The 12627-nt window shown below is 63.2% G+C and carries 15 protein-coding genes; 4 read left to right on the top strand and 11 right to left on the bottom strand.

Annotated features, from left to right (window positions below; all coding sequences use genetic code 11):
- Window positions 1-11: 11 nt before the first annotated feature.
- The 3 genes from Q0908_RS08395 to Q0908_RS08385 form a co-directional block, all read right to left on the bottom strand.
- A complete protein-coding gene (locus Q0908_RS08395; protein WP_299282923.1) occupies window positions 12-1574 on the bottom strand; it encodes a trimethylamine methyltransferase family protein in 1563 nt (520 codons plus the stop codon).
- 110 nt (window positions 1575-1684) lie between these two features.
- The gene (locus tag Q0908_RS08390; protein ID WP_299282921.1) at window positions 1685-2389 is read right to left on the bottom strand and encodes an HAD family hydrolase; all 705 of its coding nucleotides are present in this window, start codon (window positions 2387-2389) and stop codon (window positions 1685-1687) included.
- Window positions 2386-2670 carry a DUF3572 domain-containing protein gene (locus tag Q0908_RS08385; protein WP_299282918.1) on the bottom strand — a complete coding sequence of 95 codons (285 nt, stop codon included), beginning with the start codon at window positions 2668-2670 and terminating at the stop codon, window positions 2386-2388. The genes Q0908_RS08390 and Q0908_RS08385 overlap by 4 nt, the downstream gene beginning before the upstream one ends.
- Before the next feature lie 94 nt (window positions 2671-2764).
- Here Q0908_RS08385 and Q0908_RS08380 point away from each other — a divergent pair, with 94 nt between their 5' ends.
- The gene (locus Q0908_RS08380; protein ID WP_299282914.1) at window positions 2765-4162 is read left to right on the top strand and encodes a diguanylate cyclase; all 1398 of its coding nucleotides are present in this window, start codon (window positions 2765-2767) and stop codon (window positions 4160-4162) included.
- A 4-nt stretch (window positions 4163-4166) separates the two neighbouring features.
- Here the strand turns inward: Q0908_RS08380 and Q0908_RS08375 are convergent, their stop codons facing one another.
- From Q0908_RS08375 to Q0908_RS08360, 4 genes are read right to left on the bottom strand one after another with little or no spacing between them, the layout of a single operon-like run.
- Window positions 4167-4661 carry a periplasmic heavy metal sensor gene (locus tag Q0908_RS08375; RefSeq protein WP_299282911.1) on the bottom strand — a complete coding sequence of 165 codons (495 nt, stop codon included), beginning with the start codon at window positions 4659-4661 and terminating at the stop codon, window positions 4167-4169.
- A 2-nt stretch (window positions 4662-4663) separates the two neighbouring features.
- On the bottom strand, window positions 4664-5023 hold the full coding sequence (locus tag Q0908_RS08370) for a hypothetical protein (RefSeq protein ID WP_299282908.1): 360 nt from the start codon (window positions 5021-5023) through the stop codon (window positions 4664-4666).
- Between the two features lie 5 nt (window positions 5024-5028).
- Window positions 5029-5616, bottom strand: a complete 588-nt coding sequence (locus Q0908_RS08365; RefSeq protein WP_299283159.1) for an RNA polymerase sigma factor — start codon at window positions 5614-5616, stop codon at window positions 5029-5031.
- Between the two features lie 58 nt (window positions 5617-5674).
- Window positions 5675-6121, bottom strand: coding sequence for an EF-hand domain-containing protein (locus Q0908_RS08360; RefSeq protein ID WP_299282906.1), 447 nt, complete (start codon window positions 6119-6121; stop codon window positions 5675-5677).
- Window positions 6122-6334: 213 nt separating this feature from the next.
- Between Q0908_RS08360 and Q0908_RS08355 the strand changes: the two genes are divergently transcribed.
- Together Q0908_RS08355 and Q0908_RS08350 are read left to right on the top strand one after the other, a co-directional pair.
- Window positions 6335-6733: a DUF983 domain-containing protein gene (locus Q0908_RS08355; RefSeq protein ID WP_299282904.1), complete on the top strand. Its 399-nt coding sequence runs from the start codon at window positions 6335-6337 to the stop codon at window positions 6731-6733.
- Between the two features lie 36 nt (window positions 6734-6769).
- Window positions 6770-7471 carry an NUDIX hydrolase gene (locus Q0908_RS08350; RefSeq protein WP_299282901.1) on the top strand — a complete coding sequence of 234 codons (702 nt, stop codon included), beginning with the start codon at window positions 6770-6772 and terminating at the stop codon, window positions 7469-7471.
- Window positions 7472-7514: 43 nt separating this feature from the next.
- Here Q0908_RS08350 and Q0908_RS08345 read toward each other — a convergent pair whose 3' ends face one another.
- Window positions 7515-8417: a DMT family transporter gene (locus Q0908_RS08345; protein WP_299282899.1), complete on the bottom strand. Its 903-nt coding sequence runs from the start codon at window positions 8415-8417 to the stop codon at window positions 7515-7517.
- A 16-nt stretch (window positions 8418-8433) separates the two neighbouring features.
- On the bottom strand, window positions 8434-9336 hold the full coding sequence (locus Q0908_RS08340) for a fatty acid desaturase (protein WP_299282898.1): 903 nt from the start codon (window positions 9334-9336) through the stop codon (window positions 8434-8436).
- A 139-nt stretch (window positions 9337-9475) separates the two neighbouring features.
- On the opposite strand from Q0908_RS08340, the gene Q0908_RS08335 reads away from it, so the two are divergent.
- Entirely contained in the window at window positions 9476-10336 is an 861-nt protein-coding gene (locus Q0908_RS08335; RefSeq protein ID WP_299282896.1) for a helix-turn-helix transcriptional regulator, read from the top strand.
- A 63-nt stretch (window positions 10337-10399) separates the two neighbouring features.
- Here Q0908_RS08335 and Q0908_RS08330 read toward each other — a convergent pair whose 3' ends face one another.
- Both Q0908_RS08330 and Q0908_RS08325 read right to left on the bottom strand, forming a co-directional pair.
- A complete protein-coding gene (locus tag Q0908_RS08330; RefSeq protein ID WP_299282893.1) occupies window positions 10400-11146 on the bottom strand; it encodes an SDR family oxidoreductase in 747 nt (248 codons plus the stop codon).
- Window positions 11143-12618 carry a carnitine 3-dehydrogenase gene (locus Q0908_RS08325; protein WP_299282890.1) on the bottom strand — a complete coding sequence of 492 codons (1476 nt, stop codon included), beginning with the start codon at window positions 12616-12618 and terminating at the stop codon, window positions 11143-11145. The genes Q0908_RS08330 and Q0908_RS08325 overlap by 4 nt, the downstream gene beginning before the upstream one ends.
- Between the last annotated feature and the right edge of the window lie 9 nt (window positions 12619-12627).

Genomic DNA, 12627 nt, shown 5'->3' with positions numbered 1-12627 from the left:
TCGGGACCTCATCAGAAGTCGGTCGGCGCGCCCCCTTCGGCTTTACGCCGTTCGACAAAGGCCACAAGTTCTTCGTGAATGGCTGCGTCCATCTCGGGGGCTTCAAAATTGGCGAGAATGTCTTTGTACATCACGTGAGCCCGTTCGGGCGTCCAAATACCCCCCGCGACCTCCCATCCTTCGTAGTTTTTCCAATCGCTCAGGAAGGGCTGGTAAAACGCGGTCGTATAGCGATCCTGCGTGTGCTGAATGCCAAAAAAGTGCCCGTCATTGCCGACCGACTTGATCGCATCGAGTGCGATGTCGTCAGGTGCCGTCGAGGTGATCGAAGGATCCAGATACCGCTGAATTTGCTGCAAAATCTCGCAATCCATGATGAATTTCTCGGGGCTTGCGATCAACCCGCCCTCAAGCCAGCCGGCGGCATGGTAAACCATGTTGGTGCCCGAATGCACCGCCGACCACAGGCTGTTGGATGTCTCCCACATGGCCTGCCCGTCCGGCACGTTCGCCGCGCACACCCCCGACGAGCGCATAGGCAACCCGTAAAACCGCGCCAATTGGCCGGTCATTTGCGTCGCGCGCATGTATTCAGGGGTGCCAAAGGCGGGCGCGCCCGACTTCATGTCCACATTTGAGGTAAACGTCCCAATCGCGCAGGGACAGCCCGGCGCGACGTACTGGAACAATGCAATCGCACAGAGCCCTTCGGCAATCGATTGGGCCACCGCCCCCGCCATCGTCACCGGGGCCATCGCACCCGCCAAGGTAAACGGCGTCACGACCACCGCCTGCCCGCGCCGCACCAGCCGCAGGCATCCGTCAATCATCGGGTGGTCATGTTTCAGCGGTGAGGTCGAGTTGATGTTGGTATACATCCGCGGGCTCGCCTCGAACTCCTCATGGGTAAGGCCGCCTGCGATGCGCACCATCTCCATCACGTCCTCGACCCGCTCCTTGCCTAGCGAGTAGGCGTGCATGACTTTATCCGTCAGCGTCAGCTTGTCATAGACGACGTCCAGATGCCGGATCGAGGCGTGAATATCGACCGGCTCCACCGGGTAGCCGCCTGCAAAGTGGATGCAGTTGAAATACTGGGTAAGCTTAAGCAGGTTGGCGCACATTTCGCGGGTGCCCGCGACCTTGGTCCCGATCTCCATATCCCAATAGTTGGGAGGGGAGGACACGTTGCCGAACGTCAGGTGATTGCCGCCGATGGTGATCTTGCGGGCCTCATTGCGCGGGGTCAGCGTAAACTCGGACGGGGCTTTGCCAATCATCTCCATCACGAAATCGCGGTCCATGCGCACGATGTCACCATCGATCTTGCACCCCGCCTCTTTGAGGATCCCGAGGGCCTCTTCGTTCAGGAACTGCACGCCGATCTCTTCGAGGATGCGCATTGCACCGTCATGGATCGCAGCGACGCCTTCGGGTTTCAGCGGCTCAATCGGGGCGTCGATCATCATCGGCGGGTTCCACGGCATCTGTTCGATCACGGCCCCACCGCGTCGTGCAGCGGCCCCTGCCCGTCCGCCACCACGTGTTCTGCGCCTTTGACCGGTATCGCTCATGTGATCGCCCTCTTGCCTTGGTGTCGCACCAAGACAGCGCAGCGGGCGGCGGATCACATTGCCAATAGCGACCGGAAGTGTCGTTTTTCAGGGACGGAGTGCCGTTTGCCTCAAACGCCCTGCTGATCGAGCCAAGCGGGGATGTGCCCGATGTCAGGCAGGACCGTCTCGGCAAGAGGGGCAAGGTCGGCCTCGCTTGCCATGCCTGTCAACACACCCAGAGTGCGCATTCCAGCCGCGCGCCCCGCACGCAAATCATGCAAGCTGTCGCCGACCATGATCACATCGACAGGCTCCAGCCCGCATTGCGCGCAAAATGCGAGCAATTGGCCCGGGGCCGGTTTGCCGCCATGGCCGCTGTCAAAGCCAGCGACGAAATCGAACAGATCGACGACACCCGCCCCCTGCAGATGCGCGCGTGCCGGGCTTTCGGCATCATTCGTTGCAACGCCAAGGGCCAGGCCGCGCCTGCGCAAGCCTTGCAGGAACGGGGCCAGTGCGACGGCCTCGGCCTGAGGCGCGACTTCGGCCTCGGCATTCAGCATGTTCAGCATCGCGTCGCGCCCCATGCCCGGAAAATGCGGCAACAGGGCGTCGGTGATTTCACCAGCCGTGCCGGCGATCACCAGGCTGTCGCGGCGAAACTTGCGCTTGGCCAGATCAAAGCCGATGGCATGGCCAATCTTGGTCGCCCGCACGGTGTCATTGTCGGTCGCGTTCAGCAGGAAGGCGGCGGCCCACGCCTCCCACGTGGTGCCGAAATCGAATAGGGTACCGTCCTTGTCAAAGATGATGCCGCGCACCGGCGCGCTCATGTCCAATGCACCTGACCGCCGCCGGGCAAAGACATACGTGCAATCATGGGCTGCTCGTAGGGCAAGCCGGCCCCGTCACAGAATTCTCGCACCCACGCGTCGTCCATCATCACAAAGTCCAGAAGCGCCCCCAGAAACGCCGGATCGGTTGCACCGCTGCGCACATCAGCCTCGTTTGCACCGGTCGCGCCAAGGAAGACGGGCAGCAATTCTTCGTGGGACGCCAGCCATGCCAGCGCTTTTAAGCCGATCACTTCGGCGGATTCTTGCGACATCGCCATGTCAAAAGCCCTTCCCGGCCATTTCGAAACCCTTTGTTAACCTAAACCAACAAAAAACAAACGTACGTTAATTGTTTGGAATTGGACACATAAGATGCATGGCAAGGTCCTCGTCATAGACCCCATCGCGACAAATCGCATTGTCCTGCGCGTCAAACTTGCAGCCAATCACTATGACATGGCCCAGGCCGACAGCGTGGCGGACGCGATGCGGGCCATCGCCCAATCGACGCCGGACCTGATCCTGTGCGCCGATACGTTGCCGGATGGCGGGCCACTGCGCCTGATGGCGCGGCTGCGCAAGGCGGGCCTTGCGGGCAAAGTGCCGATGATCGTGCTGAGCAGCGATGATGCCCCGGCAGCGCGGCTGCAATTGCTGGCTGCGGGCGTTGATGATGTGTTGCCCAAGCCGGTCGAGGATATGTTGCTGCTGGCCCGTGCCCGCAGTGTGATCCGAGCCTATGCGTCGGCCAGCGAATGGAAACTGCGCGATGGCACCTCGCGGGCACTTGGCTTTGCGGAACCCAACGCGCATTTCGGCCCGGCCCAACATGCGCGCATCGTCTCTTACGATCCGACCTGTATCGAGCTGTGGCGTCCGGCCTTGGGGCGCAAATCCACCGCCACGCTCAGCACGTGCCTGCCGGGGGATGCGGTCAGTGATCACAGCCCCGGCCACGCCCCGGATGCGTTCATCCTGGTAGTTGAACCCGGAACGGGGGGCGACATGCTGGGCCTGTTGGCCACGATCCGCAGCCATGCCGACACCCGCCACAGCGCCATTCTGGCCGTGCTGATCGAACCGGATGCGCGACTTGGGGCGCAATTGCTGGATATGGGGGCTAATGACCTTATGGCCTTTGACCGCGACCCTGCCGAACTTGCCTTGCGGCTCGCGGCGCAGTTGACGCGCAAGCGGATGACGGATGCGCTGCGCGACACGGTGCGCAGTGGCATTGAGGCCGCGGTGATCGATCCGCTGACCGGGCTGCACAATCGCCGCTATGCGATGCCGCATCTGGCGCGGATCGCCGAACGGGCGGCCCAAACCGGCAAGCCCTTTGCCGTGATGGTGGCCGACATGGACCACTTCAAGGCGATCAACGACACCCACGGCCATGCGGCGGGTGATGCGGTGCTGGTGGAAACGGCCACACGGCTGCGCGAAAACCTGCGGGCGGTTGATCTTGTGGCCCGCATCGGGGGCGAAGAATTTCTAATCGTCCTGCCGGGCGCAGAACTGGCCAATGCGAAGAAGGCGGCCCAACGGCTGTGCCGTGTGATCCGCGACACCGCGTTTGAGGTGCCGGGACAGCCCGTGGGCATCCCGGCCACCATCTCCGTGGGGATGACGGTCTATGATCCCACCAACCGGGCCGCACAAACGTCGGCGCACAGCCCCGAAACCCTGCTCGACCGGGCGGACAAGGCGCTGTACGGGGCCAAGGCCAAAGGGCGCGACAGGGTCACGCTCAGCCGTCCAGCGGCCTGAAACCTCAGGGTTTAGGGCCGCGGTTGGACCGCTTCGGGCCACGTTTCAGAACCTCTTCGATCCGCGCAGCATAAGACGCGCGCGTCTCGGCGGGCATGGCGGCAACCACATCCAGCCACTTGGATTGGGCGGCACGCTGCACGCCTGCTACACCATTTTGCTGGCGCTCCAGAATGGCCTGCACCGCGCCCCGATCAAAGGGGTCTTGCGTCAAGGCACCGACCATGGCTGCATAATCCGCGCGCCGTGCCCGACGGTCCGGCAAGGCCGGATTCTCACGCACCGCATCAAAAACAGCGCGCCGGCTTTCGCGTGGCAACGCCACGACATAGGGCAGCGCATACCCGATGCCGGGCGCTCGCGCGCCCCCCGGCCCACCGCCAGCGCGCAAGGCAAGGCCAGTCACCAGGCCCGCCACCGCCAGATTAAGCGCGAGCGATAGGCCCAACGCGACCTTCACCCACACCGGGCAGCGTCGTTGTTCGGGGGAGTCATTCATGCTCAGCCCTCCTCGTAATCCCAGCCAAATGCGTCGAGCGCAGTTGAGCTGTCATAATATGTATCCGACCAGAGCGCGTCTGCACCAACTGTCTCAAGCCCCCCAAGCCCCACGACAAAGCCCGTGGCCGCCGCTGCCACCAGACCGCCCACAGCGCTCCACCCGCCAAGGCCGCGCACGATCTGACGCCAGAGCGGGGCAGAGGCGGGCGCGCCGCCCGGCGGGGGCATCTGCGCAACTGCGTCCGCCAGAACACGGGCCATCAGATCCGGCGCGGGGGCGGGCACATCCGACCCGGCCATCTCATCCAGCATCTCGTCAAGCCAAGCCGCATCATCGCGGCGGTCTGGGGGGCGGGTCATATCCGTCATCCTTTATATCCAAGGGCATCGGCCTGCCCTTTCAGTGCGTGTGCGAGGGCGCGTTTGCCCCGTGCGGTCAGACTTTCAACTGCTTCGGTGCTGATCGACAGGGCCGCAGCGATTTCAGGGTTCGAGGCCCCGTCAAAGTGGCGCATCGCAACCGCATTACGCTGGCGTTCGGGCAACTCTGCAAGGGCGGCGCGCAATGCATCCTGCCGGGCGCGGGTCTGCATGTTCGCCTCGACCGAGGGGGTGGGATCAGCGGGTTCGGCCACATCCTCAAGCGGGACATTGCCGCCCCGGCGTTTGCGCAGACGATCCGTGCATAGGTTGGCCACCACCCGAAACAGCCAGGTCGAGACTTTCGCCTCGCCCTCACGCCAGTCGGGCGCGATCTTCCACAGCCGCATCATCGCCTCCTGGGCGACATCCTCGGCCTCGGCCGCATCGCCCAGCATCCGGTAGGCCTGAGCGTGGACACGCGGGACAAGGCGCACCGTGAGACTACGCGCCGCCGCCGCATCCCCACGACCGTATCGCGCAAGAAACGCGGCATCATCCGTGTCGGGGCTGGTATCAAGCGGCATGGTCATCTGTCCGGCGTAGCCTTGGCCCAACCCCTTGTGCAAGGGGCGGGCCAAGCTCTGGTACTTAGTTCTTGTTGATGCGCTTGGCGCGACGGTCCTGCATCTTGGCACGGGCCTCTTCAAATTCGGCCTCGCTGATGGCACCATTGTTGTCGGCATCCATGCGCTCAAAGAAGCGGGCGGGGTTGCGGCGTTTGTTCTGCATCTCTTGGGGTGACAATTTGCCATCCGCGTTTGCATCCATCCGTTCGATCATCTTGGTGGCGCGGTCGCCGCTGCGGGCGGCGGCGCGGGCTTCGATCTCGGCCTGGTCCAGAAAGCCGTCGGCGTTCGTGTCCGCCTCGTCAAACCGGGCGGCGGCGCGGGCTTGCAACTCTTGCATCGTGATTTCGCCGTTGGCGTCAGTGTCCAATGTGCCGAAATCCGGTCCCTGGTTGGCGGCCATCGCCAGCACTGTGCTCACGCCCAAAGCGATGGTTGCGACCAGTGCGATATAGGTTGTGCTTTTCATCTTGTTCTCCGTTTTTGGATCGAGGGCGTCAGGGTCATCTCCGAGCGCCTCATGACGATCAAACGGGCCCCGCACCGCATTCCGTCGAAAAAATTTCGCTGTTGGTTTTGGGGGGTGGCGCGCGACATCGCGACGCAAGGACGTTTTGCACCATTTCGTTCTGCACGCGCAGCGCCCATTTAGGGAGCCACGCGGGCATCAAGGACGCAGATCATGCACACCGACCACATCGCAGACGGCGCAGCACAGCACCCGCTTCGCCCGGCCCTGTTCCGGGGCTGGCGCAACCGGTGCCCCCGCTGTGGGCAGGGCAAATTGCTCAAGGGCTATTTGCAGGTGGCCCCTTCGTGCCCGGTCTGCAAGCTGGATTACAGCCATCACCGCGCTGATGACGGGCCCGCCTATGTCACCATTCTGCTGGTCGGACACCTGATGGCCCCGCTGTTGCACGTTGTTTTTGTGACATGGCGACCGGAACCACTTGTGCTGTTCACCATCTTTGCGGTTGGCTGTGTGGGGTTGTCGCTGTACCTTCTGCCGCGGCTCAAGGGGGCGATTGTTGCCTTTCAGTGGGCCCGGCAAATGGGCGGGTTCGGGCACGTACAGACCTAGCGACACGCCCCCGGATCACAGATCAAAGGCGCAGACATGACAGCGGATCCCATCGACAAGACCCAAGTGCGCGATGCCTCCACCGTCATCGTGCTGCGCGACCGCGCCACGTCGCCGCGCATTCTGATGGGTCAGCGCGGGGCGAAGGCCGTGTTCATGCCGGGCAAGTTCGTCTTTCCGGGCGGAGCCGTGGATGCAGGCGATCATGCGATCCCCCTGAGTTCAACGCTTAGCGCGCCAAACGACCAACGGCTGCGTGAGGAGAGCGCCGCGGACATTGGTCCGGCGCTGGCCGTCGCCGCGATCCGTGAGTTATTCGAAGAGACCGGCCAAGTCCTGGGTCGGCCCGGCACATGGGATGCGCCACCCCCCGATTGGGAGGGCTTTGCCGCCACCGGACACTTGCCCCATGCCGCACCGTTGCAATTCGTGTTTCGCGCGTTGACCCCGCCGGGGCGGCCCCGCCGCTTTGATGCGCGGTTTTTCCTGATTGATGCGGGTGATCTGGCGTCGGACCCGGATGATTTCAGCGCGGCCTCGGACGAGTTATCGCATCTGCAATGGGTCGCATTGGAAGATATGCGCCGCTTTGACATGCCCTTTATCACCGAAGTCGTACTGAGCGAGATCAGCGCCCGCCTCACCGATCCGGCCCCGCCCGCGAGCGTGCCTTACTTCAAGAATGATGATGAAGAGAGCCTGTTCTTGCGGTTGCGCGGCACAGTGATGCAGAACTGAGCGTGATGGTGGCGGACGACACGTCCGCCTTACGGTGGCCCCTTCAGATGGTCGCAACCAGCATCAGGATCGACGTCATCAGCACCGCCATGCCAATCCATTCCCGCGCGCTGATCGCCTCCCGAAAGATCAGCACCGTGACCAGCATGCTGAACACCAGTTCCACCTGCCCGACAGCCTTCACGTAGGCCGCATTCTGCAGCGTGAAGGCCACAAACCAGCAGAATGATCCGGCCATCGACATCATGCCCACCCAAACCGCGATGCGTCGCGCGGCCCAGACGGCGCTGACCTGCCCCGGATCGCGCAGGCGCAGCCAGACCAGCATCGCGATCGTCTGCATCGTTGTCACTGCTGCCAGCGTCAGACCGGCTCGCGCAAGCGGGTCGTCCAATCCAAGGCTCAGGGACGCGCCACGATACGTGACCGCCGACACCGCAAACAGAATACCGGCGCTCAGGCCCAGCCCCACCGACCGGTTGGCCATGTCCCGCCAGCGAAAACCCGAGAGGTCCGGGGGCGTGGACAGCAACAGCACCCCAACCAGCCCGATCCCGATAGCCACAAACCCGAAGGTCGTGACCTGATCGCCAAGAATGAGCCAACCCACGAGAACCGCCTGCATGGTTTCGGTCTTTTTGAAAGTGATCCCGACGGCGAAATTGCGCGACTTGAACAGGCTGACTGTGGCAACAGTGGCGAGGATTTGCGCCAGTCCACCTGCGGCCCCGTAGAACCAGAATGCAGGTGGAAAGGCGGGCCATGTCTGGCCTCGCGCGCCCATATAGACCGTGATCAGGACCACCACCAAAGGCGCGGAATAAAGGAACCGCGCCAGCGTTGCGCCGCCCGGCGTCAGCGTCTTGAGCGACAACTGTCGCTGCAACATGAACCGCAACGTCTGAAAGAACGCCGCTGCAAGGGTGATGGGGATCCAAAGGGCCATGGCCCTCTATCACCGATCAGCGATCAGAGGACCAGAGCGGATGGGGCACGCTGTCCTTGGCCCGCCAGAAATGCCGGGCAAAGACCTGCGCGTAATTGCGATAGCGGTAGCCTTCGTTGCAGGCCAGATAGCGGGCCGCATGGGCCCGGTACAGGCCCGGCAGCCGATACCACGGCACGCCGGGATGCATGTGATGCACCACGTGGAAGTTGTTGTTCAGAAACAGAAACGCGAGGAGTCCGCGATCTTCGATGATCACCGTGCGCCCGCGCGCTTTGCTATGCGCCTGATGTTCCAGAAAGGTGCGGATTTTCAGGACGGACAGAGCTGCGTAACAGGCCAGCAGATAGGCCCAGATGGGCATCGGCGAGAGGGCAACCAGCCACAGCACCGCCAGCACGCCCGGCACATGCAGCACCCAGCCCAGGATGACCTGTCGATCCCCGCGCCGCATCGCCGCCCAATCTGAGCGCGTGAAACAGACCTGCGCCATCAGCGGCCCGATCAGCATGCGCCCGGCCAAGGTGTTGTTGACCTCCAGCATGCGCTGCGCTGCCCTTGGAAGCTGTCGCCATCGGACGGGATCCACGTAATTCGTTTCGGGATCGTCATAAGGGTCTGTCAGGTTTGCGTCCTGATGGTGCGCCAAATGGGTGTCGCGGAACCGCAGATAGGGGATAAATAGGCCCGGATTGACCATCCCGAGGGCCTCGCTGGCCAGCCGGGACCGGAACGGGTGCCCATGGAGTATCTCATGGGTGAGTGACGCGTGCAGCACCAGCATCACTCCAACCGCGACGACCGAAATGCCGGTCGAGACGGACGAGAGCCAAAAAACTCCAACGCTCCAGCCCGATAGGCAGGCGGCAAACAGAGCAAGCGTGATCCATTCCACCCGCGCAGGGCGAGCTCTGGGCAAGCGACGGGACGCGTTTTGAGAGGGCACTGATACAAGCTGCTTTGGGTAAGAAAGACACGCTAAGGCTAGGGACATGATCCGCGGGTAGCCATTCCGAAAGATGTTAACAAAGCCTTCATTCTGTGACAAAAACCACCAGATGAGTGACATTCTCGACAAACGCGACCGGGCGGATCGGTTTCGCCAGCGCCTCCAGCGGGCCATGCAGGACAGGTCCATGTCCCAAAGCGCGCTGGCGCGCCACATCGGCACGGACCGCTCGACCATCAGCCAGGCCTTGTCCGACGATGGGGCGCGTTTGCCGGGCGCGCATGTGGTGGCGGCCTGTGCGCAGGCGCTTGGAGTGTCGGCAGATTGGTTGCTGGGCCTATCCGATCGGCCCGAAAGCGCAGCCGCTCTGACCGCCGCAGCACTATCGCTGACCCACGCGCCGCGCGCGCTCGTTGATGAGCGGATCTTTGGCTGGCACCAGGAGGCGGCAGGCTACAAAATCCGGCACGTGCCAGCGGGCCTGCCCGATATGCTGAAAACGAACGCCATGCTCGAATGGGAATATCGCCCCCACCTCGGCCGCACCACAACCCAAGCCATCAATGCCTCACGGGATCGGCTGAACTGGATGCGGGCGGCGCAATCAGACTATGAAATCGCGCTGCCGATCTTTGAACTGCACAGTTTTGCGGCGGGAACGGGCTATTACACAGGTCTGCCCGCGCAAACCCGGCATGACCAACTGGATCAACTGCTTGAGTTGTCGCGCCACCTTTACCCCCGGTTGCGGCTGTACCTGTTTGATCAACGCGCGCTCTACTCCGCGCCCATCACCGTCTTCGGTCCGCTGCTCGCCGTGCTCTATACGGGCGGGCACTATATGGCGTTTCGGGATCGCGAACGGATTGAAACGCTATCGCTGCACTTTGACGATCTGGTGCGGCAGGCGGCGCATACAGCGCGCGATATGCCCGAGCATTTCGAAAGTCTGCGCATGTTGATCAATTAGGCGTCGCCTCCGGGTCGGTGGGCGGGCGTCTTTGCCGACAGGCAAACAGAGCCGCGCACCGGCCTAAAGCTTGGGATCGGGGTTTTCGGTATGCCCATCCACCGCAATCACCTGCCCCGATACACGCCGCGCGGCATCCGAGGCCAAAAACAGGGCCATATCGGCAATATCCTCCGCCTCCACAAAGCTGCGCATCGACGTCCCCGCCGCATAGCCCGCATAGACCTGATCGCGGCTCATGCCCTTGGCCGCGGCCTCGCGGGCCAGCACGCCCTCCATGCGTGGCCCCTCCACGGCACCGGGGCAGATCGCATTGGCGCGCACACCAAAGGGCCCGGCCTCCATCGCGACGGTCTTCATCAATCCGATGATGGCCCATTTGGCAGCCGCATAGGGCGCGCGGTTGGGATAGCCGTAAATCCCCGCCGTTGACGAGGTAAAGATCACCGTCCCCTGCCCCGCCGCCTTCATTGCAGGCAGCGCATGTTTGGCGGCCAGAAAGGCCCCCTCCAGATTAACGGACACGCACGCGCGCCAAGCAGCCAAGTCCACATCCTCAACCTGTGCGGTTGGTCCTGCGATCCCGGCATTGGCGCACAGCACGTCCAAGGGTCCGGCGCGCGTGATCAGCTCGGCAACACCGGCCTCATCCACTGCGTCACACATATGCGCGTGCCAATGAGACGGCAGCGCAGCAACAGCCGCAGCGTCCACATCCGACACCCACACCTCATAGCCGGATCGATCAAACGCATGGGCCATGGCGCGCCCGATGCCGGACGCACCCGCCGTGATCAGAACGCGGCTCATGGCCGTTGTCCGACGTGACGCCCCACGCCTTCGGGCGTGGGCAGCCCGGCATGGGCCTCGGCCACACGGTCCAGTGCCTGCACAATCTGCGGGGCCGGATCGCTCGGGCGGCGGGTCTCAAGGCTCACATGAAGCAGGAAATGCTCACCCGTCGCCAACAGCCGCTCGCCCTCAAACATCTCGTGGAACAGATGCAGCTTCTTACCCGCTCCAGCCAGCACTTGGGTGCGCACCTCGATCACGGCCCCCGCGCGCACCTCATCCACATGGCGGATATGCGTCTCGGCGGTGAAATAGCTGCCGCCCGTCGCGATATAATCCGCATCACAGCCGATCATCCCCATGAACCGGTCCGTCGCATCGCCAAAGGCTTGCAAGTAACGCGCCTCGTTCATGTGCCCGTTATAGTCTGTCCAATCGAGCGGCACCGCACGGCGCACTGTCAGCAGCGGCACCGACACATCCTCAACCTGATCCACATGCGCGCCCAGCACCGTGCTGGCCCTCAGGCGCGCCTCATGCGCATTCATCACCGCCCCCGCGCCCCAGTCATTGGCCTTGAGCGCACGCATCATCCCCACCAGATTGTCGTCACGTGCCGCCAGCATCTGGGCAATGCTCATATGGCCCGATTGCGCATCCGACTGGCCCGCGATCAACTCGACCAATTCGTCGGTAAACTCGGGCACATCCATGAGCTTGGTCCACGGCCACTGCAAGGCCGGGCCGAATTGGGCCATGAAATGTCGCATCCCTGCCTCGCCGCCCGCCGTGCGGTAGGTGTCAAACAGACCCATCTGCGCCCACCGGATGCCGAAACCCATACGGATCGCCTCGTCGATCTCTTCGGTGGTGGCGATCCCGTCCTTGACCAGCCACAACGCCTCGCGCCACACCGCCTCAAGGAAGCGATCAGCGATATGGGCGTCGATCTCCTTGCGCACGCGCAGGGGGTGGTGGCCGAGTGAGCGCAGGATATGTTCGGCCTTTTCGACCAGCGCGAGGTCGGTGTCCGGCGACGGCACGACCTCGATCAGGGGCATCAAGTAGACCGGGTTAAACGGATGGCAGACCATGATCTGCCCCTTGCGCGCCGCGCCCTGCTGCAACTCACTCGGCTTGAAGCCCGAGGTTGAAGAGCCAATGATGGCGTCCTCCGGGCAGGCCGCCTGAATGTCGGCCAGAACTTTGTGTTTGATCTCAAGACGTTCCGGCACGCTCTCCTGTATCCAATCCACGCCTGTCACGACCTCCGCCAAGTCGGTATGAAAGGTCAAACGCCCCTCGGGCGGCAGCGCCACATCAACCAAACTGGGCAAGGCCCGGCGCGCCTGTGCCAAAACCGGGGCCAGCTTGTCTGCCGCATCCGGGTCCGGGTCAAACACCCGCACGTCCCAGCCATTCAGCAAGAACCGCGCGGCCCAACCGCCGCCGATGACACCTCCGCCAATGATCGCCGCTGTCTGTGACATTACAGCCCC

Source organism: uncultured Tateyamaria sp. (assembly GCF_947494755.1).
Lineage (GTDB): Bacteria > Pseudomonadota > Alphaproteobacteria > Rhodobacterales > Rhodobacteraceae > Tateyamaria.
This window is presented reverse-complemented; position numbering and strand designations above follow the sequence as displayed.